This is a genomic window from Tepidiforma thermophila, from assembly GCF_002563855.1.
GTDB lineage: Bacteria > Chloroflexota > Dehalococcoidia > Tepidiformales > Tepidiformaceae > Tepidiforma > Tepidiforma thermophila.
In genome coordinates this window covers 560919-582927 of the sequence record NZ_PDJQ01000001.1, presented here as the reverse complement: position 1 = coordinate 582927, position 22009 = coordinate 560919, and the positions used below count along the sequence as shown (strand labels likewise).

General features: G+C 72.4%; 22 protein-coding genes and 1 riboswitch. Of the genes, 3 read left to right on the top strand and 19 right to left on the bottom strand.

From position 1 onward, the window contains the following. The first annotated feature begins 209 nt into the window (after positions 1-209). The gene (locus A9A59_RS02765; RefSeq protein ID WP_098502822.1) at positions 210-707 is read left to right on the top strand and encodes a PadR family transcriptional regulator; all 498 of its coding nucleotides are present in this window, start codon (positions 210-212) and stop codon (positions 705-707) included. 5 nt (positions 708-712) lie between these two features. Here A9A59_RS02765 and A9A59_RS02760 read toward each other — a convergent pair whose 3' ends face one another. After that, on the bottom strand, positions 713-1915 hold the full coding sequence (locus tag A9A59_RS02760) for an acyl-CoA dehydrogenase family protein (RefSeq protein ID WP_165772455.1): 1203 nt from the start codon (positions 1913-1915) through the stop codon (positions 713-715). A gap of 217 nt (positions 1916-2132) precedes the next feature. Between A9A59_RS02760 and A9A59_RS02755 the strand changes: the two genes are divergently transcribed. Then, entirely contained in the window at positions 2133-2639 is a 507-nt protein-coding gene (locus tag A9A59_RS02755; protein ID WP_098502820.1) for a DUF2231 domain-containing protein, read from the top strand. Here the strand turns inward: A9A59_RS02755 and A9A59_RS02750 are convergent, their stop codons facing one another. From A9A59_RS02750 to A9A59_RS02675, 16 genes are all read right to left on the bottom strand, one after another. Continuing rightward, a complete protein-coding gene (locus tag A9A59_RS02750) occupies positions 2640-3401 on the bottom strand; it encodes an alpha/beta fold hydrolase (RefSeq protein ID WP_098502819.1) in 762 nt (253 codons plus the stop codon). Positions 3402-3456: 55 nt separating this feature from the next. Next, the gene (locus A9A59_RS02745; RefSeq protein WP_098502818.1) at positions 3457-4359 is read right to left on the bottom strand and encodes a DsbA family protein; all 903 of its coding nucleotides are present in this window, start codon (positions 4357-4359) and stop codon (positions 3457-3459) included. A gap of 137 nt (positions 4360-4496) precedes the next feature. Further along, positions 4497-4673, bottom strand: coding sequence for a hypothetical protein (locus A9A59_RS13945; protein WP_165772454.1), 177 nt, complete (start codon positions 4671-4673; stop codon positions 4497-4499). Between the two features lie 113 nt (positions 4674-4786). Then, a riboswitch (cyclic di-AMP (ydaO/yuaA leader) is annotated at positions 4787-4924 on the bottom strand. A gap of 99 nt (positions 4925-5023) precedes the next feature. Next, complete coding sequence (locus tag A9A59_RS02740) at positions 5024-5965, bottom strand: ribose-phosphate diphosphokinase (RefSeq protein WP_278286765.1); 942 nt, start codon at positions 5963-5965, stop codon at positions 5024-5026. Positions 5966-6685: 720 nt separating this feature from the next. Continuing rightward, positions 6686-7369, bottom strand: coding sequence for an NYN domain-containing protein (locus tag A9A59_RS02730; protein WP_098502816.1), 684 nt, complete (start codon positions 7367-7369; stop codon positions 6686-6688). Positions 7370-7487: 118 nt separating this feature from the next. Next, positions 7488-7964, bottom strand: a complete 477-nt coding sequence (locus A9A59_RS02725) for a RidA family protein (RefSeq protein ID WP_098502815.1) — start codon at positions 7962-7964, stop codon at positions 7488-7490. 2 nt (positions 7965-7966) lie between these two features. Continuing rightward, positions 7967-8983, bottom strand: coding sequence for a ParB/RepB/Spo0J family partition protein (locus tag A9A59_RS02720; protein WP_098502814.1), 1017 nt, complete (start codon positions 8981-8983; stop codon positions 7967-7969). After that, positions 8980-9750, bottom strand: a complete 771-nt coding sequence (locus tag A9A59_RS02715) for a ParA family protein (protein WP_098502813.1) — start codon at positions 9748-9750, stop codon at positions 8980-8982. The genes A9A59_RS02720 and A9A59_RS02715 overlap by 4 nt, the downstream gene beginning before the upstream one ends. Then, positions 9750-10493: a carbohydrate kinase family protein gene (locus tag A9A59_RS02710; RefSeq protein WP_098502812.1), complete on the bottom strand. Its 744-nt coding sequence runs from the start codon at positions 10491-10493 to the stop codon at positions 9750-9752. Before A9A59_RS02710 ends, A9A59_RS02715 begins: the two co-directional genes overlap by 1 nt. Positions 10494-10585: 92 nt before the next feature. Next, positions 10586-11584: an RNA-binding cell elongation regulator Jag/EloR gene (gene jag / locus A9A59_RS02705; RefSeq protein ID WP_098502811.1), complete on the bottom strand. Its 999-nt coding sequence runs from the start codon at positions 11582-11584 to the stop codon at positions 10586-10588. Further along, on the bottom strand, positions 11538-12395 hold the full coding sequence (locus tag A9A59_RS02700) for a YidC/Oxa1 family membrane protein insertase (protein ID WP_098502810.1): 858 nt from the start codon (positions 12393-12395) through the stop codon (positions 11538-11540). The genes jag and A9A59_RS02700 overlap by 47 nt, the downstream gene beginning before the upstream one ends. Then, positions 12395-13546, bottom strand: coding sequence for an outer membrane protein assembly factor BamB family protein (locus tag A9A59_RS02695; protein WP_106427048.1), 1152 nt, complete (start codon positions 13544-13546; stop codon positions 12395-12397). The genes A9A59_RS02700 and A9A59_RS02695 overlap by 1 nt, the downstream gene beginning before the upstream one ends. A 787-nt stretch (positions 13547-14333) precedes the next feature. Beyond that, complete coding sequence (gene yidD / locus A9A59_RS02690) at positions 14334-14558, bottom strand: membrane protein insertion efficiency factor YidD (protein ID WP_098502808.1); 225 nt, start codon at positions 14556-14558, stop codon at positions 14334-14336. Further along, positions 14555-14959, bottom strand: coding sequence for a ribonuclease P protein component (gene rnpA, locus A9A59_RS02685; protein WP_098502807.1), 405 nt, complete (start codon positions 14957-14959; stop codon positions 14555-14557). The genes yidD and rnpA overlap by 4 nt, the downstream gene beginning before the upstream one ends. Positions 14960-14970: 11 nt before the next feature. After that, entirely contained in the window at positions 14971-15114 is a 144-nt protein-coding gene (rpmH, locus tag A9A59_RS02680) for a 50S ribosomal protein L34 (protein ID WP_098502806.1), read from the bottom strand. A gap of 72 nt (positions 15115-15186) precedes the next feature. Continuing rightward, positions 15187-17436, bottom strand: a complete 2250-nt coding sequence (locus A9A59_RS02675; RefSeq protein WP_165772453.1) for a lytic transglycosylase domain-containing protein — start codon at positions 17434-17436, stop codon at positions 15187-15189. Between the two features lie 74 nt (positions 17437-17510). Here A9A59_RS02675 and alr point away from each other — a divergent pair, with 74 nt between their 5' ends. Continuing rightward, entirely contained in the window at positions 17511-18686 is a 1176-nt protein-coding gene (gene alr, locus A9A59_RS02670) for an alanine racemase (protein ID WP_098502804.1), read from the top strand. Between the two features lie 118 nt (positions 18687-18804). On the opposite strand, the gene A9A59_RS02665 is transcribed toward alr, so the two are convergent. Both A9A59_RS02665 and A9A59_RS02660 read right to left on the bottom strand, forming a co-directional pair. After that, positions 18805-20046 carry a CpaE/TadZ family protein gene (locus A9A59_RS02665; protein ID WP_098502803.1) on the bottom strand — a complete coding sequence of 414 codons (1242 nt, stop codon included), beginning with the start codon at positions 20044-20046 and terminating at the stop codon, positions 18805-18807. Positions 20047-20245: 199 nt separating this feature from the next. After that, a complete protein-coding gene (locus A9A59_RS02660; protein ID WP_278286764.1) occupies positions 20246-21508 on the bottom strand; it encodes a portal protein in 1263 nt (420 codons plus the stop codon). Positions 21509-22009 lie beyond the last annotated feature (501 nt).

Below are 22009 nucleotides of genomic sequence, written 5' to 3'. Positions count from 1 at the left end.
TACTTCCGGCGAAGGAACGGGCTGCCCGCCAGCAGGGCGCCCGCCGGCAGCGCAGGCCGGGCGGCTCCCAAAGGGGAACATCCGGGCCGGGAGCAGGTCCCGGGGGGACGGTCCGCGGCGCCGACGCGGCGAATCGGTACCCTGCACGGGCCGGAATCGGGCGAATCCCCGATACGGCCCCGGCAGGCGAGCCGGGCAGGATCGCGGCCATGGATGCCAGCTTCGCCGTACTCGCCGCCCTTGCTCTTTCGCCCGCCCACCCGTACGCCCTGCTCGACCACCTCTCTGCGCTCGGCCTCCCGGTCAGCCGGAGCGCGCTCTACCGCGCCGTCGATGCGCTCGAACGGGATGGGCTCGTGACCGTGCAGGTCGAGACCGGAGAGACCGGCCACCGCCGGAAGCGGCTCGAGCTGACCGACGCCGGGCGGGAGCGGCTCGCCGCGGCCGCGCTCGGCGCCCTGCGGCGCGAGCCGGTCGATGGGCCGGCCTTCGCCCTGGCCCTGGCCGCGGGCGACGCGATTGATGCGCCCGGGCGCGGCGAGGTGCTCCGCCAGCGGATGGCGGCCGCCGCGCGCCGGCTGACGGCCCTCGAGCGGGGGCTGCGCGGGGGCGCTGCGGGGCCGCGCGCCGCGCTCGAGGAGCGGGAGGCGGCCCACCTCCGCGCCGATCTCGCCTGGCTGCAGGGCCAGCTCCGCCGGGCCGGGTAGGCGGCTCAGCCGCGCGGCAGCCCGAGCCCGCGGGTGGCGATGATGTTCCGCTGGATTTCGCTCGTCCCGCCGCCGATCGGGCTCGTGGTGCTGTGCATGTAGAAGCGGGCGATCCGCCCGCCGAGCACGCGCGCATCCTCGCGGTCGGTGATCTGGCCGTACAGGCCGGCGAGGTGCATCGCTGTCACGGCCAGGCGGACATCGAGTTCGCTCGAGTACAGCTTCGCGATCGACGATTCCTTGTTCGGGATCTGGCCGCGCTCCTGCATGGAGATGATCCGGTAGGAGATGAGGGATTCGACCTGCGCCTCGATGGCGCGGTCGGCCAGCTCGGTGCGGAGCGAGGGCCGTGTGGCTACATTGCGGCCACCGATGGCGGACTCCTTCGCGAACCGGACGAGGTCGCGCACGATGAGCTGGTGGGAGACGCTGGTGGCGATGCCGCTCCGTTCGAAATCGAGCGTGGTGGTGGCCAGGTACCAGCCGCGGTTCTCCTCGCCGAGGAGGTTCTTGGCGGGCACGCGGACATCCTCGAAGAAGACCTCGTTGAACTCGTGGCTGTTCAGCATGTTGACGAGCGGCCGGACGGTGATGCCGGGCGTCTTCATATCGACGAGGAAGTAGCTGATGCCGCGGTGCTTGGGGGCGTCGGGGTTGGTGCGGGCGAGGAGGATGCCCATGTGGGCGTACTGGGCGCCGGAGGTCCAGATCTTCTGGCCGTTGATGACGTAGTCGTCGCCGTCGCGGACGGCGCGGGTCTGGAGCGAGGCGAGGTCGGAGCCGGCGCCGGGTTCGGAGAAGAGCTGGCACCAGATATGCTCGCCCGAGATGATCTTCGGGAGGTACTCCCGTTTCTGCTCCTCGGTGCCGTAGACCATGATGGTGGGCCCGGCCCAGCCGTGGCCGATGCCGCCGGGCCGCGGGGCGCGCCGCCAAGCGAACTCCTCGCTGAGGATGAACTGCTCCTTGACGGAGAGCCCGCCGCCGCCGTGCTCCTTCGGCCAGGCGGGAGCGCCCCAGCCGCGGGCGTTCAGCTTCTTCGTCCACTCGCGCATGAAGTCGGCGAACCCGGGCGCGGCGCGCCCGGCGCCGTTGAAGAGCCCCCATTCGACCGGCCGCTCGGCGAACTCGGGCGGGAATTCGGCATCGAGGAAGGCGCGGACCTCCTGGCGGAAGGCGGCTTCGGCGGGCGAATCGCGGAACTCCATCGCGGCGGACCTCCTGTGATCGAGCGGGCTTCGGCGCGATTGTGCGGCCGGGCCGGCGGGCGTGTCGAGCAGCGCGCCGGCCGATTCGGGGCGGCGAATCCGCCCGGTTTGGGGACCCCTGCAGGGTAAAGGTGGGCGCCTTTTCTGCGCTATCCCCATCGCCCCGGCGATGCCAAACTCCCCCGCGGAGCCCTCACCAGGTCATGGAGGTGCAGAGATGGTGCTCACCTTGGGTGCGATTGCCGGGCTGCCGGCGCATCCGCTGGTTGTCCACGCAGCGGTGGTCCTGGTGCCGCTTGCGGCCATTGCCCACCTGGTCACGGGCTGGCGGCCAGCCTGGCGGCGCTCCTTCGCCATCCCGGTGGCGCTCATCGGCTTCGCCGGGGCCGTGTTCGCCTGGGCGGCGCGGGCGAGCGGCGAGGCGCTCGAAGACCGGGTGAAGGACGCGGCAAGGGCGGTCGGCCAGCGCGCCCGCTTCGGCGACCACCCGGAGCAGGGCGATGCGGCGTTCTTCTGGGCCATGCTCCTCGGGCTGGCGCTCATCGGCTTCGCCGTGCTCGCCTGGCTGGAGCGCAAGCGGGAGCTGCCGCGCTGGGCGCCGCTGGCGGCCTGGGGCGCGGTGGTGGTCATCGCCGCGGTTGCCACGGCCACCATGACGGTTGCCGGCCACTCGGGCGCTCAGCTCGTCTGGAAGGACGTCGGCAACTTTGTGCGCGGCGGGTAGCTACCGCGCGGCCACCTCGCCGCGCAGGAAGGCGGCCGCCGCGTCGATGAACCGCGGATTGCGCACTGCATTCGTGTGCGCATCGTGCGGGACCGGCAGGAACCGGGCGTTCGGGAGCGACCGGGCGAGAGCGACCGCCGGCTCGAAGAAGATGTCGCGCGTCCCCGCGGCAACGAGCACGGGCTGGCGGATCGCCGGGAGCAGCTCGGCCTCGACGGGGACGCCGTCGGCGAAGACGCCGCGGAACACCCGGTTGAGCGCCACGAGGTCCATCTCGCTCCAGTAGCGGGCGAAGTAGGCGAGGGCATCGAGCGGGCGACGCCGCGGCGCGAGGCTGCGCGGGTGCGACCGTCCGAGGGCGAAACGGGCCCGCCCCGGCGGGAAGTAGCTGCCCATGCCGCCGACAACGCCGCGGGGGAACCGGTCGCCGTGCCGCCCGAGCAGTTCGAGCGCGACCATCCCGCCCATCGAATAGCCGACCACCGGCGCCGCAGCGATGCCCTCTTCGTCCATCACGGCGAGGACATCGGCGGCGAAAGCCGCCGTGCTGTAGACGCTGACCTCGCGCGGCTTCTCGCTGCGGCCGTGGCCGCGGAGGTCGGGGATGACCAGGGTGTGACGGTCGGCGAGCCGCTCGACCCAGCCGCTGGCGACCCAGTTCGACCAGCCGCTCGCGGTGTAGCCGTGGACGAGGACGACCGGGTCGCCGCGCCCTTCGACGCGGTAGTGGATGCGGAGGCCGGAGCGGCGGGTTTCGGCCATTCCGGGTCGATCGTAGCGAAGCCGAGCGGAGCTGCGCGTGGGCGGGGCAGCCGCGTCAGCGCAGGTTCGACCACTCCGCCTGGCGGGCGAAGAGGAGGTCGTGCATCTCCCAGAACTTGCCCTGGGCGCCGGCGCAGATGGCGAGCAGGCTGGCGTTGCCGGCGTTCGGGTGAATCTGCGCGATGGGGAAGTGGAGGAAGGCGATCGCGACATCGTCGCCGACCAGCTTGCGCAGTTCGGGGAGGGAGGTCTGCGTCCAGCGCTGGCAGAAGGGGCACTGGAAGTCGCTGAACTCGGCGACGACGACGCGCGCGTTCGGGTTGCCCTCGAAGGCGGCGCCGGTCAGGTCGGGGCGCTGCGGCAGGATTTCGAACGAGGGCGGGTTCTGGGCCGCGAGCTGCTGGAGCTGCTGCGAGTAGTCGGCGAGGGAGGTCGGCGGGTTCGGCGAGCGCTCCTTTTCGACGATTTCGAGGAGGAGGGCCGTCGGCTGGGCGCCGACGAGCTTCTTGTTGTTGATGAAGAAGGTGGGCGTTCCCGAGACGCCGAGCTGGCTGCCGCGCTGGAGGTGGCTGTTGATGAGCTGGACGTTGGCGCTGTCGTTCAGGCACTGGAGCAGCTTCTGCTCATCGAGTTCGAGCGAGCGGGCGTAGCCGAGGAAGGTGTCGAGGAGGGTGGCCGCCTGGGCGCGGGCCGTGGGCGAGCCGGCCGGCGCGGTGCTGGCCGCGGCAGCCCCGGGCGTGGCCGCGGTCGGAGCCGGGTCGTCGCTGCCGGGCTGCCACCAGATGGCGGCGGCGATGACGAGCGCGCCGAGCAGGATGGCGCCGGGGGTGAGGAAGTAGCTCCAGGCAGGCTGGCGGCGGAGGTAGACCGGCCGGCCGGTGCCGTCCTCGACCGCGAGGGGCGGCGGGGGCCCGGAAAGGTCGCTGGGGCCCGGCTGCCCGGGCTCGGGAGTTGTCACCCGGGCATTGTCGCAGGCCGTGCCGCAGCGATCACGCGCCGGTCAAGAAGACGCCGAACGGGCCGCCCGTGCCGGGGCGGCCCGCCGGTGTGTGCTGCCAGGGGTCGCAGCACACCAGAGGAGGGAACTGGGCGTCTTCAGCCGTAGCGCCACTCAGGGGTGGCCATGTGGCAGCCGGGGCAGTAGCGGTCGCGCGGTTCGTACTGCGCCCGGCATTCAGGGCAGATACGGGTGCGCTGCTGGCGGGCGAGGGGGTTGGCGGGCTGGGGAGCGAGCCAGCGCAGCCACCAGGGCTGGAATCCGGGTCGGAGCATTGCGTGCCTCCTTGCATCGCGGTGCTGGAGGGACAGCCGCCCGGCGGCAAGAGCCCCGGTGCGAACGTCCCTGCGGACCTGAGAGGCACGTGCGGCAGGCTGGAGGGCTGCCGGGCCTCTCCCACTACGCCTGCGGGGTTAGCTGACGGGTTCGGCGAGGGGAGTCGCCTACCCGGCCGGAGCCGGGATACACCCCAGGGAGACGGTTCCCCCGCTCGGCGGCAGTTCCGCCGATTCGGCACAGCTACATATACCACATTCGCGGGGGCGTGTGGATGAACAGTTCGTCAACAACACACGGCAGCCAGCACAGAACAGCCGGGGGATGGGCGCCCCGGGCGGGAGGCCGGCTACTGGAAGAGCGCGCCGACCGACTGTCCGCTGTGGATGCGCCCGATGGCGTCGCCGAACTGCGGCGCCACGGGAATGATCGTCATGTTCGGGAGGATTTTCTCCGGGCCGAGCGGCACGGAATCGGTGACGACAATCTCCTTCACCTCGAGCGCGCGGAGCCGTTCGACGGCGGGGCCGGCGAAGACGGGGTGGTAGCAGCTGACGATGATCTCCCGCGCGCCGTGCTGGCGCAGGGCGTGCACGGCCGAGACGATCGTCCCCGCGGTGCTGATTTCGTCGTCGAGGATGAGGCAGTTGCGGCCGTCGACTTCGCCGATGACGTGCATCGCCTCGGCCACCTCGGCGTTGCCGATGCGGCGCTTATCGATGATGGCGAGGGGCAGGTCGAGCCGGACGGCGAGGTCGCGGGCGCGCTTTTCGCCGCCGACATCGGTGGCGACGACGGTGTAGTTCTCGAGGTTCTTGGTGCGGAAGTAGGCCGAGACGGGGTAGAGCGCGTTCAGCTCATCGACGGGGATGTTGAAGAAGCCCTGGATCTGGCCGGCGTGGAGGTTGAGGGTGAGGACACGGTCGGCGCCGGCGGTTTCAAGCATGTTCGCGATGAGCCGGGCCGTGATGGGGACGCGCGGCTGGTCCTTCTTATCGCTGCGGCCGTAGGCGTAGTAGGGGATGACCGCGGTGATCCGGCCGGCGGAGGCGCGCCGGGCGGCATCGATCATGATGAGCAGCTCCATGATCGACGTATTCACCGGGCTGACGAACGGCTGGACGAGGAAGACGTCGCGCTGGCGGATGTTCTCCTGGAACTGGACGAAGATGTTTTCGTTGGAGAACTCGAAGACGTCGACCCTGCCGAGGGTGCGGCCGAGGCGGGCAGCGATCGCTTCGGCAAGCGCCGGGTGGGCGCGGCCGGAGAAGATGGCGAGGTCGTTGTACACCGGCAGTCCCCTCGAAGCGGCGGGCCTTCAGGCCGTTCCCCCGGTACGGAGGGTAGCACGGTGCCGGGGGAGGAAGAAGGGAGCTGGGAGCCCCGCCGGCCGCGCCAGCCCCGCCCCGAGGGAGGAGGGAGCCCCGCCCAGCCCCGGCACCGCCCCGAGGGAGGAGCTGGGAGCCGGGAGCCGGGAGCTGGGAGCCGGGAGCCGGGAGCCGGGAGCCGGGAGCTGGGAGCTGGGAGCGGGGAGCGGGGAGCGGGGAGCTGGGAGCCGGGAGCTGGGAGCCGGGAGCGGGGAGCCGGGAGCCGGGAGCCGGGAGCCGGGAGCCGGGAGCCGGGAGCCGGGAGCCGGGAGCCGGGAGCCGGGAGCCGGGAGCTGGGAGCTGGGAGCCGGGAGCCGGGAGCTGGGAGCTGGGAGCTGGGAGCGGGGAGCGGGGAGCTGGGAGCTGGGAGCGGGGAGCGGGGAGCTGGGAGCGGGGAGCGGGGAGCGGGGAGCTGGGAGCTGGGAGCTGGGAGCGGGGAGCTGGGAGCTGGGAGCGGGGAGCTGGGAGCTGGGAGCTGGGAGCTGGGAGCTGGGAGTTGGGAGCTGGGAGCTGGGAGCTGGGAGCTGGGAGCTGGGAGCTGGGAGCGAGTGTGGCGGGCGGGTTCGGCCTGTCAATCTCCGAGCTCCAACCTCCAAGCTCCAAGCTGGGGTGGGGAGCAGGGAGGCCGGCCGGACGTGGCAGGCTCAGGTGGTGCTCCCGAAGGGACCCCACGTTGCCGGCGGCCGGATATGGCGCCCCTGCGCGTCGATGACCGGGATGGGCAGCTGGCAGCGAGCGACCACCTTTGGACGAAGCACACGCGAGTCCGAGGCGGCCCGCTGGAGGCGTGCCGTTACGCGCTCCTGCGGGGAGACCACGAGGACGCGCCGCTTCAGCTCGTCGCGGACCGCGCGGACCGGCTCGGCGAGGTCGGAGTCGTTGGAGACGACGATGGCGAGGTCGTACCGGTCGAAGAATGCGTCGAGCAGCAGAAACGTGGCGAGGTTGACGTCGGAACCCTTCTCCTCGGTGCGCAGCACTTTCGCCCAGCGCTGACTCCCGGCGGGCTCTGCAAGAGGCAATGTCACCTCGTGCGTGAGAAAGGTCCCGAAATGGATGGTCAGGCCGGGAAGCGTCTGCAGGGCGCGAAGGTAGGCATCCTGGCGCTGCGGCAGGCCCGGGTCCCCCGCCCGCGCTTCGACGCGGGCGGTGAAGTAGCGCACCCGGTCAAGTTGTGCACGTGGTGCGAGCTCCTGCACCAGGCGCCGGAGGTCGAGCCAGCGGTTCTCGCCGAACTGCGGCGCGCGGTCCCGCAGGGCGCGGAGGCCGTAGTAGAGATTGAACCCGTCGATGTACGCTGCTGCCCGCATGGACCGGTCGCCGCTCACGAGCCAGAGATGACAAAGGCCGCGTTGCCGCGGCCTGGCCCTCCCGCCGAAGCGGTGAGGGGGGATACACAACCAGTATCGCTGGGGCCGGTGCCATCCACAAGGGGTCCGGTACAGGCTACTCGACTTCGAACAGGAACTCGACTTCGACGGGGACGCCGGCGGGGAGTTCGGCGACGCCGATGGCGACCCGCGCGTGGCGGCCGGCCTCGCCGAAGACGTCGAGCAGCAGCTGCGAGGCGCCGTTGATGACCGCCGGGTGCTGCGTGAACCCGGGCGCGCTCGCGACGTACCCGGCGACCCGCACCACGCGCCGCACCCGGTCGAGGCTGCCAAGCTCGGCGCGGACCACGGCGAGCGCCTGCAGGGCGCAGGTCCGCGCCAGCGCCGCGCCCTCTTCGACGGTGATGGCGTGGCCGAGCTTGCCGACGGCGGCCACGCCGGAGCCGTCGCCGGCGCGCGGCACCTGGCCGGAGACGTAGAGCTGATTGCCGGAACGCACGGCCGGCGCGTAGAGGCCCGCCGGCGGCGGCACGGCCGGCAGCTCGATGCCCAGGTCGGCGAGGCGGTGCTCGGGCGTCTCTTCGTGGGCCATGGCTACTGGTACTCCCCGAGCAGGGTGGCGACGACGTTCTCGAACTCCTCTGCGGAGTAGCACTCGATGATGATTTTCGCGCCCTTCTTCTGCGGTTCGACGCGGACGCGGGTGCTCAGGGCGCGACGGAGGCGGGCTTCGATATCGCTGAGAGCGGCGTCGCGGCGGGCCGTCTGGGCGGCCGGCTTCGCGGCGGTCGCGGGGGAGGCCGCGAGCTGGCGCCGGACGTAGCTTTCGGTATCGCGCACCGACATCTGGCGGCGGACGACTTCGCGCCAGGCGTTCACCCGGCTGCGGCCCTCGGGCAGGCCGAGGAGGGCGCGGGCGTGCCCCTCGGTGATCTCGCCGCTGACGAGGCTGCGCCGGATCTCCGCCTCGAGGTTGAGCAGCCGGAGCGCGTTCGCAATCGTGGCGCGGCTCTTGCCGACCCTGCGGGCCACCTCCTCCTGCGTCAGGCCGTACTCCTCGATCAGGCGGCGGTAGGCCATCGCCTCTTCGACCGGGTTGAGGTCGGCGCGCTGGATGTTTTCGATGAGGGCGAGTTCGAGCAGCTCCGAATCGGCGGCCTCGCGGACGACGACGGGCACCGTCTCGAGCCCGGCGAGGCGGGCCGCCTGCAGGCGCCGTTCGCCGGCGATCAGCCGGTAGCCGCCCTCCTCGTCGCGGGTGACGATGAGCGGCTGGATGATGCCGTGCTCGCGGATCGATTCGGCCAGTTCGCGGAGCTGCTCCGGTTCGAAGTGGGTGCGCGGCTGCTCCGGGTTGGGGGCGATGAGGTCGATATCGAGCAGCTCGGGGCCGCCGCGGCGGGCGGGCGCTGCGGGCCGCGGTTCCGGCGCGGGGCTGGCGGCCGCCTCCGGCGGGACCTCGTGCGCCGGCTCGCGCTCGGGGATGGTCGGCGCCTCGCTGGCGGGGGGCTGAGGTGCGGGGGCCGGCGGCTCCTGCACCGGGGGCGCGGCCGAGGAGCTCCCGAAAAGGGCATCGAGGCCCCGGCCCAGTCCACGCTTCGGCTGTGTCATACGGCGACTCCCACGCGTTCCAAGAGTTCGGAGGCGACGGCCTCGTAGGCGGCGGCCGAGCGGCCGCCCGGGTCGTAGCGGAAGATCGACTGGCCGTGGCTCGGCGCCTCGCTCAGGCGGACCGACCGCGGGATGATGGTCGCGAACGTCTGCGGGAAGTGGCCGCGCACCTCATCGACCACCTGCTGGGCGAGCCGGGTGCGCGGGTCGAACATCGTAAGGATGACGCCGAGGATGGAGAGGCCGGGGTTCAGGTTCCGGCGGACCAGTTCGAGCGTCTCCATCAGCCGGCTCAGCCCTTCGAGCGCCATGTACTCACACTGGACGGGGATGATGACGCTGTCGCTCGCGGTCAGCGCGTTGATTGTCAGCAGCCCGAGCGACGGCGGACAGTCGATCAGCACCCAGTCGTACTGTTCGCGCACGGGCTGGAGGGCGTTGGCGAGCCGCCGCTCCCGGGCGAGGACGGGGACAAGCTCAACTTCCGCGCCGGAGAGCTCCGCGCTCGAGGGGACGAGGTCGACGCCCTCCTCTTCGACGCGGGCGATGCACTCGGCGATCGGCGTCTCGTCGAGAATCGCGTCGTAGACGCCGGGGCGGTCGCTGCAGAGGACACCGAGGGCGCTGGTCGCGTTCGCCTGCGGGTCGAGGTCGACGAGGAGGACGCGCTGGCCGCGGCGGGCGAGGGCCACGGCGAGGGAGACGGCGGTGGTGGTTTTGCCGACGCCGCCTTTCTGGTTGACGAGCGAGACGATGCGAGCTCCCATCAGGCGGCCTCCCGGGTCATGCGTTCTTCGATGGCGGCGCGGGTCGCGATACCGGCGAGCCCGGGCGCTTCGACAGCGAGGGCGCCTGCCGCCAGGGCGAACCGCATCGCCTCGTCGACGGAATCGGTCTCGGCGAGGCGGACCATGAACGCCATGGCGAAGCAGTCGCCGGCGCCGGTCGGCTCGGTCGCCCGGGCAGGCAGGGCGGGGTAGCTCTGCGTGCTGCCATCCAGTTCGAACAGTGTAGCGCCGTTGTAGCCACGCGTCAGGACGACAAGCGTCTTTTCGGCGGCGAGGGCGGCGGCGAGGGCCTCGGGGGCGGCCGTGTCCTCCTCGCTCAGGAAGGCGCACCAGCCGGGGCGGACGAGGGCGCGGGCCGCCTCGAGCGGCCGGGGGTTCGGCACGACGCGGCCGTCGGGTTCGCACGCGCGGAGGGCCCCCTGGAGCGAGACGCCGACGACGGCCCCCTTGAAGCGGAGCGGCGCCTTCCGGAACTCGTGGTAGGCCGGGGCGTAGAAGACGAGGTCGAACGTTTCGCCGGGGGAGAGGTGCGGCACAAGCTGGAGGTCGCTCCCGGGGGCGAGCAGGCGCTGGGTGCGGTTGCCGCGGGCGTCGTACCGGTTTTCGTAGCGGGCGACGAGCCCCGGCGCGGCGCGGAGGTCGATGCCGTCGAGGATGCCGAGGGGGAAGTCGGGTTCGAGGGCGGTGACCAGGGTAACCTCGCAGCCGAGGGAGCGGGCCATGAGCGCCGAATAGAGCGCAGGGCCGCCGGGCGCCCACCCGCCATCGGGGGTGCGGTCGAGCGCGACGTTGCCGGCGACCAGTGCGCGCGTGGCTAGCCTCCTTCGCCTCTCCGGCTGATGACGACTTTGCGGTTCTCCCCCTCGCCGATGCTGTGGGTTTCGAGCTCGGGGTCATCGACGAACTGGAGGTGGACGATGCGGCGTTCGGCGGCCGACATCGGTTCGAGCGTGATCGGGGTGCCGGTCTGGCGGACGCGGTCGCCCATGCGGCGGGCCATCTCCACGATCCGCTCTTCGTTCCGGTGGCGGTAGTGCTCGATATCAACGGTCACGCCGCCGCGGCCGGGGTACTTCCGGGCGAGGGCAAGGTTCACGAGGAACTGGAGGGCGAGGAGGGTTTCGCCGCGGCGGCCGATGAGCACGCCGAGGTTGTCGCCGCGGATGTCGATGACGGCGAGGACGGAACCGCGGCCGTCGCCCGGGGTGATCGGCTCGCGGATGGAGATTTCGGCGTCGATGCCGAGGATGCGGAGGATGTCGTCGATCGTCTGGGCGGCGAAATCGACCTCCTCGGCGTTGATGTCGGGTTCCACGTGGGGCTGCTCCTCCTTCGGCCGGGACGGGCGGGATGGCCGCGCCGGGCGGGCAGGGGCCGCGGGGCGCTCCTGCCGGGGGCGGGCCGGCTGGCGGGGCCGCTCGGCCCGGGCCGGCGCAGCGGGGGCGGTCTCGCCGGGGCGGAGGAAGTCAGCCTGGGTGAGGCGGAGGGGCGGCGGCTCGGCGGACCGGGCGGCCGGGCCTGCGGCACGCTGGCCGCCCTCGGCCGGCTGGGGGCCGCGGCGCGGCTGGCGGGGGCGGCTCCCCCCGTTGCGGGGTTCTGCGGCCGGCGGGGCCGGGTCGGAGGCCGGTGGAGCGGCCGGTCGGGCGATGCGGGTAACGCGGACGACGGCATCGCGGCCGCGGCTGAAGAGGCCGCCTTTCTTGCCTTCGTCGATGATGGTGACTTCGACTTCGTCGCGGGTTGCGCCGAGGATGGCGAGGGCGTTCTTAAGAGCGTCTTCGACGGTTTTGCCGCTTGCTTCGGCCTGGTCCATGGGTGGGTGTCCTCAGTTCTGGAGCGGATGAGACGACGGCGGCAGCTGGTGCAGGCTCGGCCGCCGCGGGCGCCGGTTCGGGCGCGCGGACCTTGAAGAACGGTTCGATGCCGAGCGGTTTGAAGCCATAGATGAGGATGTTGAAGCCGATGCCGACGATGCTGTTCACGACCCAGTAGAGGCTGACGCCGCTCGGGAACTGGAGCGCGAAGAAGGCGAACATCAGGGGCAGCATCACGTTCATCATGGCCTGCTGCTGGCGGACCCGTTCATCGGTGCTGACGGTGACGGTCGTTTTCGATTGGCCGTAGGTGGTAATGCCCACGAGCACCACCATGAGGAGGTTGGGGTGGCGCAGGTCCATACCCAGGAAGAATTCCTTTACGGGCAGGGCATGCTGGAGATAGGCCCAATCGTAAACGTGGCTGGAGAGCTTTTCGAGGGCTTCCGGGGAGTTCGGCAGCGCAATGCGGACGGCGCTGTAGAGGGCGATGAGGATGGGGAACTGGATGAGCATCGGCCCGAGGCAGCCGAGGGGGTTCACGCCGGCCTCGCGGTAGAGCTTCATCATCTCTTCCTGCCGGCGCTTCGGGTCGCTGTACTTCTTGTTGATCTCCTGGACGCGCGGCTGAATCGCCTGCATCTGGCGGGTGACGTGGAGCTGGCGGTAGGTGAGCGGGAAGGTGACGACGCGGACGAGGATGGTGAAGGCGATGATGGCGAGCCCGAAGGAGCCGAAGAGGAGGTTGTTGAGGAGAACCAGGAGGTTCACCATCGGGTTGAGCAGGGCAATGGTGAAGAGCTCGCCCATCAGCGCTTCACCCCGCTGACCGGCACTTCGACGACGGAGCGGTTCGCCGGGTTGGCGAAGAAGAGCCGGGCCTTCGTCGTGAGGATGTAGGCGCCGCCATTGGCGGCGAGCAGGTTGGCGCGGACGGTGCCCGCGCCGTCGATCGGCACGCGGTTGAGCACTTCGCCCGTGCGGGCATCGATGAAGGTGACGACGGGGGCGCGGTCGGCAACCACCAGCACATCATCCACGATGACGGGGCCGGCTTTCACGCGGTGGCCTTCGGTCGACGCCGGGGGCCAGAGCTCGGTCGCGGGCGATGTGCTTATGTCGAGTCCGTAGATGTGGCCGCCGAAATCGCCGAAGAAGAGGCGGTTGCCGTCGAGGGCGGGGGCAGTCCAGACCCAGTCTTTGGCGCGGAAGTCGGTGAGGACCTGTCCGGTGGCGGCATCGAGGATATAGACGTGGCGGTTGATGCTGGGGACGAAGAGGCGGGCCTCGTCGAGGGCGACGAGGTCGGGGATGGCGCCGGAGATTTTGAACGGCTGGGGCCAGGCGGGGGAGCGGTCGCTGATGCGGATGGCGTGGAGTTCGCCGTTCATGGTGGCGACGTAGAGGGTGCCGCCGATGGCGACGGGGGTGGCCCAGATGCCCGCATCGAAGACGAGGGGGGTTTCCCAGCCCTTTGCGGGGGCGCCGTTGGCGGCGTTCCAGCCGTAGAGGCGGCCTTCGGTGGTGCCGAAGAAGAGGATGCCGTTGGCGTAGGCGAGGCCGCCGGCGATGTTGCCCGTGATGGCGGAGGCGTTGGTTTTGCCTTCTTCGGGCCATTCGGGGCGGCCGGTTTCGGCGTTGAGGGCGAAGACGCCGGCTTCGAAGGTGGCGTAGTAGACGCGCCCGTCGGCGAGGATGGGCGGGCCGTAGGCGGCGTTGGGGCGGAGTTTGTCGTCGGCCTTGATGTCCTTATCGGGGAAGGTCCAGGCGGCGGTTGCGGAGCGGCCGTCGCTGCTCAGGGTCGTGCGGGAGATATGGCCGTGGTCGGTGGTGAGGTAGAGGGCGGCTCCGTCGAGGACGGGCGGGGCCCACCCTTCGGGGTTGGTGACGGAGACGCAGGCGGCGGCGAGGAGGGCGGCGGCGGCGAGGAGGGCGGCGCCGGCGAAGCGGAGGCGGGTCACGCGAGGATGGTAGCAGGCCGTGCGCTTACGGGCCGTGCCGACGGGGTGTTCCACGTGGAACGACGAACATTTGTTCTTCTGCCGGCGCAGCCTCCCGGCGTTGCACGTGAAACACCGGCGCCATGCATCGGGAGGGCCCAGGGGGCTGCCACCGCGGGCCGCCAGGCCGCACCGGGCGCTGCATGTGAAGCATGGCCGTCGCCGGCGCGCCGGCGGCGCTGCCGCCCGCCCCGCGGAGCCAGCCGGGGCCGGGCAGGGCGCGCGTTTCACGTGGAACGTCACTGCGATTCGGCGAGGCGCCGCGCCCGGGCGCACCCGGCCCGGCCCGGGTGTCATGGCAGAGCAGCGGCCCGCCGGGCGGCGGCTGCGAGGACGCGTTCTATACGCAACGGCGTTCGCAGCGCCCGCTGGCTGCCCCTTGCGTCGACTGCGGCCGGCATCAGAAGCCCGTCGCGGGCTCCCGTTTCACGTGAAACACCCGCCGACGGCGGGGCCCGGCGGAGCGCCGCGCTGCTCCTGGCTCCGCTGCCGCACTGCGCGGCGAGCCGTCCCGTTCCACGTGGAACGCCCGACTCCGGCCTCAACATTCCGCCCCGGCCGGTCGGATCCGATGCCCCGCCCCTTCCTGCGGGCGGCCGTTCCACGTGAAACACCCCGAGAACCCCATGCGACTGGTCTCCGCTGGCAGGGGCATCTCGCAGCGCTTCCCGAGAGTCCCCGTTCAGCACGGTTCCCCTCGCGCTCCCGCCCGCCGCCTCTGCCGCGCCCGGGAACCGGGCTCCGCCACCTACGGCACCGGGTCGTACCCGCTCCCGCCAAACGGACGGCACCGGCTCAGCCGCCGAAGCGCCAGCCACCCGCCCCGGCACGCCCCGTGCCGCTCCAGCGCCTCCTTTGCGTACCGTGAACACGACGGCTCGAACCGGCAGACCGGCGGCATCACCTTCGAAAACGTCGCCTGGTACGCCACCACCAGCCAGATCAGCGGCTTCGCCAGCACTCGCCCAATCATCTCACCCCCTCCTGCCTCTGCTCCTCCCCGGATGCCCCCTCGACGGCCCCGGGCCGGCGCCCGCCAGCACCTCCACCCTTCGCCGCCCGCCGAAGCAGCCTCCGCAGCTCCTCCGCCAGCTCCGCAACCGATGCAGCCTTCGCGCCCTCCCGGGCAACCACGATGATATCCCGCCCCTCTTCCTCTCCGGCCTGCCGCGCCGCCTCCCGCAGCCGCCGCCGCACCCGGTTCCGGTCGTGCGCCAGCGGCGCCAGCCGCCGCCCCACCGCAAACCCCCAGCGGTCCCGCCCCAGGCCGTTCGGCGAAACCCGCACAACCAGAAGGGGACCGCGCACGGCAGTCCCCTTCTGATACGCCATATCAAACTCTGGACCCTTCCGCAGCCGCCGCGAACGGTCCATCGCAGCAGGCCCTACACGACCGTCAGGCGCTTCCGGCCCTTCAGCCGCCGGGCCTTCAGCACGAGCCGCCCGGCACGGGTCGACATCCGCTTCATGAAGCCGTGCTCGCGCTTCCGCGGAATCCGGTGCGGCTGGTACGTGCGCTTCGTCGCCATGGCTCACCTCCTGCGTCCCGACTCCGCTCGCCGGGAACCTCACGTTACCGCCACCCCGGCGTTATGGTCGAATCAGGGCCCCCACGCCGCAAGGTAGTACGCGTAGGCCTCGACAATCACCCGCACGTACGCCTGCGTCTCCCGGAAGTCGATCCGCTCCGCCAGCTCCGCAGCACCGGCATCGCCGCCCCCAGCCCACCGCAGGGCATTCCCCGGGCCCGCGTTGTAGGCCGCCAGCGCCAGCAGCGGGTCGCCGAACCGCTCCAGCTGCACGCCTAGGTAGTACGCCCCAAATTCGAGCGACACCGCCGGCCGGAAGAGGTCGGACGGAGCAAATTCCCGGACCCCCAGCGCCCGCGCAATTCCCTCGCCCGTCGAGGGGATGACCTGCGTGAGCCCCAGGGCGCCGGCCACCGAGCCGGCCTCCGGGTCCCACAGGCTCTCGGCCCGGATCAGGGCGGCGAAGAACAGCGGGTCGATGTCCGCAGCGGCGGCCGCCCGGTCGAGCGCCGCCCCGTAGAACACGGGGTACGCCACCCGCAGCAGGTCCGGCGGCGCCTCGCCGGGGGCCGCCCCCGCGGCCTCCCGGACCCGGACCGCATACCCAATCGCAAGATGCCCCAGCCCGCAGCTCCGCGCCTCCCTCGCAAGCTCCAGCAGCCGCCAGGCCGGGACGCCCGCAGCCGCGCGCTCCAGCTCGGCCTCCGCCTCGTCGCTGAGCCCGGCCCGCGCCAGTGCGCAGGCGGCCGTGGGCGGCGAACCGGGCCAGTCGCCGCCGATCCGCTCCCGGAGCCACGCCGCGATCGCCTCCCAGTCGACGCCCTGCGAAAGGTCCCGCGGCCGGTAGCGCACCTCGAGCGCCAGCACCGGCTCACCCAGCCGCGCGGCGGCCTCGATGGCGAAGAAGTCGAACCGGTCGAGCGCCACAGCCCGCCGGTAGGCGTCAGCCGCCTCCACCGTTCGCCCGGCAGTCTCGAGCGCCCGTCCTCGCCAGTACTCCAGCCGCGGACTTGCCGCCGCCGACGTCTGCTCCCACGCCGCCAACGCCCCGGCTATGTCTCCCTCGACATATCGGTCATACCCTGCGCGGAACGCCGCCTCGGCGGTGAACTCGCCGGGCGGGCCGTTTACCGCGAGGTCAAGGTAGCGCGCCCCGGATTCGCCGCGCCGCCCGGCGCCTTCGAGCACGCGCGCCGCCCAGTACTTTGCCCGGTGGACGAACGGAGAATCGGCACCCGTCGCGGCTGCGGCGTCGTACCAGGCCACGGCTTCGTCCACGCGGCCGAGCTCTTCGAGCGCGGCGCCGAGGTAGTAGGCGCGGTAGGTGAGCACCGCCGCGTCGATGCCCGGCTCGTCGACGCCGGCCCGCAGCACCCGGGCAGCCTCGGCATACGCCCCCCGGCGGTAGAGGATGAACCCCGCCTGCCCGCGGTCGACCGCGTACCCGGCCTCCTGGAGCGCCCCAAGCGCACGCGTCGCCTCGCGCGCGAGGGGCGAGGCCGCCAGGAGCGCGCGCAGCTCCCGCTCGAAGCCGGCCGGGTCGCCGAGCCGGCGGGCCACCTCGGCCCGTTCGAGGCGCCCCGCCGGGCTGCCGTCGAGCGCAATCCGCGCATCGAGCCACCGGGCGAGGGCAGGGAGGTCGCCCGCATCCCGCGCCAGCCCGGCCATCCCCTCGAGCGCCTGCACCCGCACGGCTACCGCGAGCCCGCTATCGGCTGCGATCGGTTCCCAGAGCGCAGCCGCCTCGGCGCCGCGGCCGACCCCGGCGAGGGCGCGCCCCCGCTCGGCGCGGGCATAGGCGGCAAGGGTGCCCCCGCCCGCCGGGAGCCCGACATCGAGGGCATCGGCGAACCTCCCTGCATTATTCAGCGCGCGCAGCAGCCGGAAGGCGGCGCGGTCGGCCGCTTCGCCGCCGGGCGAGGCAGCAGCCACGGCCCGCCGGTACGCCGAAATGGCACCGTCGCGGTCGCCGCCTTCCTCGGCGGCGCGGCCGGCCCCGAACCAGGCTTCGGCTGCCTCGGCGGGGTCGCGGGCCGCCAGGGCTGCCGCTTCGAAGGCGGCCCGCGCCTCGGCGAACCGGCCCTCGCGCAGCAGCTCCTCCGGGCCCGCCAGCGAGGGCAGCGTGCCAGGCGGCGACGGGACGGGGGGCGGCGTCCCGGTCGCCGCGGGCGACGGGCTGACCGGCGGCAGCGGCGTGCGCTCGCCGGCGGCGGGCGGCGGAGCGCTCTCCCGGCCCACCTCGATGAGCCCGGCAGCGAGAACGACTGCGGTACACAGCAGGACGAAGCCGCCCCAGGCCGCGCGATTGCGTCCGGCCCTCACGTCGCCGATGCTAGGCTCCACGCAGGAGGCCGGTCAAAGGCCCCCGCGGCCAGGCGAAAGGACCGGTCAGGCTCGTGGCCCACCCGCCAACCACCCGCAACGCCCTCGCCGAGGTCACCACCGCCCTCAACGCGTGGCTCGAAATCGACCTCGACGCCCTCGAAGCGAACGTCCGTACTCTCAAGGCGCTCCTCGGCCCCGTCGAGCTGATCGCCGTGGTCAAGGCGAACGCCTACGGCGCCGGCGCAGCGGTCGTCGCGCCGGCCCTCGAGGCCGCGGGGGTCGACCGGTTTGCGGTCGTGTGGCCGCACGAGGGCTACCTCCTCCGCCAGGCCGGGGTCACCCGCCCGATCCTCGTCCTTGGCCACGCCTTCCCCGCGGACGCCACCCAGGCCGTGCGCTCCCGGCTCACCCTCACCTGCCACTCGCGCCCCCTCGCCGACGCGCTCTCGGCGGCCGCGGTCGAAGCCGGGGCCCCGGCGGCCATGCACATCAAGGTGGATACCGGCCTCCACCGCTTCGGCAACGAACTCGAAGAGGCGATTGCCCTCGCCGAGTACTGCCGCACGCTCCCCGGCATTATCGTCGAGGGGCTGATGACCCATATGGCGAACGCCGACGAAGCCGACGACTCGTTCAGCGAGGAGCAGCACCGGCGCTTCGAAGCCGCGGCCCGGGCGCTCCCGTGGATTCCGTATCTCCACACCGCGAACTCGGCCACGGCCCTCCGCCGGCCGGGGTTCCGGTACTCCGGCGTCCGGATCGGGCTCGCCCTCCACGGCGAGCTCCCCGCGAACACGCCCGGCCCGGAGCTCCGGCAGGTGCTCGCCCTCCGGGCCCGGCTCGCCCGGGTATCCCGGGTGGCACCCGGCGAAGGCGTGAGCTACGGGCTGACCTGGCGCGCCACCCGGCCGACCCGCGCCGGGCTGGTGCCCATCGGCTACGCCGACGGCTGGCGCCGCTCGCTGACCAACGCCGGCGAGGTGCTCGTCGCCGGGCGCCGCTGCCCGATGATCGGCCGCGTCTGCATGGACCAGTTCCTCGCCGACGTCACCGACGTCCCCGGGGCGGAAGAAGGCACTGTGGTGACGCTGCTCGGGGCCGACGGCGCCGACCGGATCACCGCGACGGAAGCCGCCCGCCTGGCCGGGACGATCGCCTGGGACCTCCTCGCCGGGCTCTCGGGCCGGCTGCCCCGCATCTACCACCGGGGCGGCCACGTCGAAACGATCGTCCCGCCCGCCTGGTAGCCGCCATGCGCACTGCACGCGCGAAACCCCCGGCCGTCCGGTCCGGGGGCGTCGCGCCTGGAGAGGGAACCTGTCTCGAACCGCCGCGCCGCCGGGCTGCACGGCGGAGGATTGCCGGTTACACGGCCGCCCGTTCGCGGCCGGGCTTCACTCCGCCATGCCGCGCCTTCCGGCCGAAGACGCCGAAGAAGCGGCCCCGCACCTCACGCTCGCCGGGCGGCGGCGGGTAGCCCGCCACCGCTGCCGCGAGCGCCTCGAACACGCGCGCGGCCGGCGCGCCGGGCCGGTAACAGACCACCGGGACGCCCGCCTGCGTCGCCTTCCGCACCGCCGGGTCGAACGGCACCTCGAAGTTCACCGGGTGGCCGATCACGAACTCCACCTCCTCCCGCCGGGGTGCCGCCTCGCCGTGGCCGTGCACGAGCGTGACGAGGAGCGCGTCCTCCGGGCGGCCCAGCATCCGGAGGTGCTCAACCAGCAGGGCCGCGTTCTTCAGGCTCGCGGGGTCGGTGCTGGTGACCGCGACGACCCGGTCGCTCACCTCTACTGCTGCGCCGACCACATCGTTGTAGGTGCCCGGCGTGTCGCAGATGACCACGTCGAACAGGGTGGCCGCGAAGCGGATGAGCCGCTGGATCTCCTCGGGAGTGCAGTTCAGCCAGCTCCGGTAGTCGCGCGGGGCAGGAAGCACGTACGCGCCCGACTCGTGCCGGAGCAGCACCCGGTGGAAGACCTCCCGGTCGAGGTACTGGGCTTCGCGCGCGACCTCCGAGACGGTGTACTCGGGCTTCACGTCGAGCATGATCGCCACATCGCCGAAGCGGGTATCGAGGTCGATCAGCAGCACCGAGCGCTGCCCGCTCGCGGCGATGGCTGCGGCGAGGTTCGTGCTCGTGGTGGTCTTGCCGATGCCGCCCTTCTGCCCGACAACCGTGACCACGCGCCCGACCGGTGCGATCTCGTCGCTGGCCAGCTTCGCGCGCCGGATCGCCATCGCCCGGGCCCGGGCCGCGACCTCGATGAACCGCTCGCGCGAGAGCGAGCCGTGGACGAAGTCGTTGACGCCGGCCTGCAGGAGCCGCCGCTCGAGGTGGGGCGACCATTCCCGCGAATACGCGACGAGCATCGCGCCGGGCAGCAGCGCCCGGGCGAAATCGATGACCTGCAGCGCACGCTGGATGGGCGGTTCGACCGCGACGATGATGACGTCCGGATGCGACTCGGCGATGGTCTGCTGGGCGGCGAGGCCGCCGGGCCGCTCGAGCGTTACCTCGAGTCCGGCCTGTTCGAGGCGGCGGCGGACCATCTCGCGCGAAAGCTCGTCGCTGTCGACGAGGAGGGTGACGAGGTGTGGGGTCATGGCTGGTGCTCCGTTGGGTGCCCCGGGGAGTGTTCCCGGTTGGTCATCGCATCGTCACCCCGCGGCCACCGCATGGGAAGATGCCTTGCCACCTCTTCCCTCAATTCCTACGCGTTTCTGCCGGTTCATCCACCGGCCGTCCACCGCCGTGTCACCGGGAGCCGGGCGCGTTCACCGCGCGCAGGGGACATAGCCCCCCTCACCCCGCCTCCTCGCGGACGAAGGCGCGCTCGAGCTCGGGGTCGTCGATGCCGAGGGTGGCCGCGGCCGTCCGCCGCGAAATGATCCCGGCCTCCACGAGCGCCCGCGCATCCTGCACCTGCCGCGAACGGTCGGCCGGCAGCACCGGCCCCCACTGCATCACCGGCCGCAGCCCCTCCACCTCGAGCCCGGTGAACCGCGCCAGCAGCTGCAGCACCATCCACGCCCGCCGCTCGTAGACCGCCGTGCGGATCCGCCGCTTCCGCTCCACCTTCCGCGCAATCGGGTCGAGCTCCATGTTCAGCGCCACGCCGCTCAGCCCCTGCGGGTTGTGTCCGAAGGCCGTGCGCGGCGATTCGCCGAGGTCGTGGATGACCCGGTAGAGCAGGTCGATATAGGCGGTGTGCAGCGCCACCCCTCCGCCCTGGAGGAGGTCGAGCAGGTAGGCCCGCGCATCCTCCGGCACCTCCCAGATGGCGCCCGGCTCGACCGTGATGTCCTCCGAGCCGGTGACGCCTTCGAGCACGGCGATCGGGTTGCCCGAGAGCTCGAGCACCTGGCTGAGCTGGCTGAAGGCGCGATTCAGCTCCCTGTTCGCCTCCATCACGGGCGGGAGGTCGCTCGCGCCCCAGGCCTCCTTCGGTTCGCGCAGGTTCGGGAAGATGACGTAGGGGATGAAGCCGTACGGGTTCGGCACCCGGTCGGCCAGCTCCGAACCCCGCCAGAGTTCGAACGTCTCCGCCGACCACCATTCGACCAGCTCCTCATCGCCGGCGCGGTAGCGGTGGGCGACGGCCGTGAGGCGGGCCGGGTCGGCGGGCTCTCGCCAGGCGAAGAGCCCCTGCACATCGGGGGCGGTGACCCGCACCTCGCCGGCCGCGGCATCCCAGGCCACGCGGTAGGCGCCGTCCCCGAGGATGGCGCAGTCGAGCTCGGTTTCGAAGTCGAGCTGGCTCAGCCCGTTGGCCGCTTCGACCCTGCGGAGGGCCTGCTCGGCCGCGCGGGCCCGCTCGATGCCGGCCGGGGAATCGTCACCGACGACCTGGACCGCGGCGCCGGCCAGGAGGTAGCCCGTCACTTTATCGACAATGGCGCGGGCGTAATTGAAGGTAAGGCGGCGCTCGCCGCGGCGGCCGCGGCCGGTCCAGTGGCGGCCCTGGTAGAAGGCGAGGTTGTCGCGGTAACGGCCCATCCGCTCGTGGTCGAGCTGGCGGAGCTGCAGCGGCAGCGGGACATCGGGCAGGGGGAGCTGGTACGGCACCTGGCCGGGACCTCCGTAGGAAGCGTGCTCCCCGGAGCGTGGACGGCGGCCGCCGCGATCTCCAAGGCCCGGGCGGCACTGGGGGGAGCGGGAGGAGGGAGGAGGGATGCCCCACCTCGGCCCCCGCGCCACCCGAGGGAAGAGGGAGAAGGGAACCCCGCACCGGCCCCCGCCACGCCAGGGAGAAGGGAGGAGGGATGCCCCACCTCGGCCCCCGCGCCACCCGAGGGAAGAGGGAGGAGGGAGCCCTTCCGCGCCACTCCACCGCCCCAGGGAGGAGGGAGGAGGGAGCCCTTCCGCGCCACTCCGCCGCCCCAGGGTGGAAGGCACGCGGCAGACCGTTTTGACGTGCACCTTCCCGGCTCCTCCCTCCTCCCCGGCGGGGCAGGGAGACCGCGGGGCGGGGCTCCCTCCTCCCTCGGCGGGGCGGGGCTGCACCGGGGCGGGACCTCCCTCCTCCCTTGGGGGCGGGGCTGCACCGGGGCGGGGCCTCCCTCCTCC

Excerpts from the sequence above, each read along its gene's own strand:
- A9A59_RS02765 (WP_098502822.1), top strand. The coding sequence starts at position 210 with ATGGATGCCAGCTTCGCCGTACTCGCCGCCCTTGCTCTTTCGCCCGCC.
- A9A59_RS02760 (WP_165772455.1), bottom strand. The coding sequence starts at position 1,915 with ATGGAGTTCCGCGATTCGCCCGCCGAAGCCGCCTTCCGCCAGGAGGTC.
- A9A59_RS02755 (WP_098502820.1), top strand. The coding sequence starts at position 2,133 with ATGGTGCTCACCTTGGGTGCGATTGCCGGGCTGCCGGCGCATCCGCTG.
- A9A59_RS02750 (WP_098502819.1), bottom strand. The coding sequence starts at position 3,401 with ATGGCCGAAACCCGCCGCTCCGGCCTCCGCATCCACTACCGCGTCGAA.
- A9A59_RS13945 (WP_165772454.1), bottom strand. The coding sequence starts at position 4,673 with ATGCTCCGACCCGGATTCCAGCCCTGGTGGCTGCGCTGGCTCGCTCCC.
- A9A59_RS02725 (WP_098502815.1), bottom strand. The coding sequence starts at position 7,964 with ATGGCCCACGAAGAGACGCCCGAGCACCGCCTCGCCGACCTGGGCATC.
- A9A59_RS02720 (WP_098502814.1), bottom strand. The coding sequence starts at position 8,983 with ATGACACAGCCGAAGCGTGGACTGGGCCGGGGCCTCGATGCCCTTTTC.
- A9A59_RS02715 (WP_098502813.1), bottom strand. The coding sequence starts at position 9,750 with ATGGGAGCTCGCATCGTCTCGCTCGTCAACCAGAAAGGCGGCGTCGGC.
- A9A59_RS02710 (WP_098502812.1), bottom strand. The coding sequence starts at position 10,493 with ATGGCCCGCTCCCTCGGCTGCGAGGTTACCCTGGTCACCGCCCTCGAA.
- jag (WP_098502811.1), bottom strand. The coding sequence starts at position 11,584 with ATGGACCAGGCCGAAGCAAGCGGCAAAACCGTCGAAGACGCTCTTAAG.
- A9A59_RS02700 (WP_098502810.1), bottom strand. The coding sequence starts at position 12,395 with ATGGGCGAGCTCTTCACCATTGCCCTGCTCAACCCGATGGTGAACCTC.
- yidD (WP_098502808.1), bottom strand. The coding sequence starts at position 14,558 with ATGATTGGGCGAGTGCTGGCGAAGCCGCTGATCTGGCTGGTGGTGGCG.
- rnpA (WP_098502807.1), bottom strand. The coding sequence starts at position 14,959 with ATGGACCGTTCGCGGCGGCTGCGGAAGGGTCCAGAGTTTGATATGGCG.
- rpmH (WP_098502806.1), bottom strand. The coding sequence starts at position 15,114 with ATGGCGACGAAGCGCACGTACCAGCCGCACCGGATTCCGCGGAAGCGC.
- A9A59_RS02665 (WP_098502803.1), bottom strand. The coding sequence starts at position 20,046 with ATGACCCCACACCTCGTCACCCTCCTCGTCGACAGCGACGAGCTTTCG.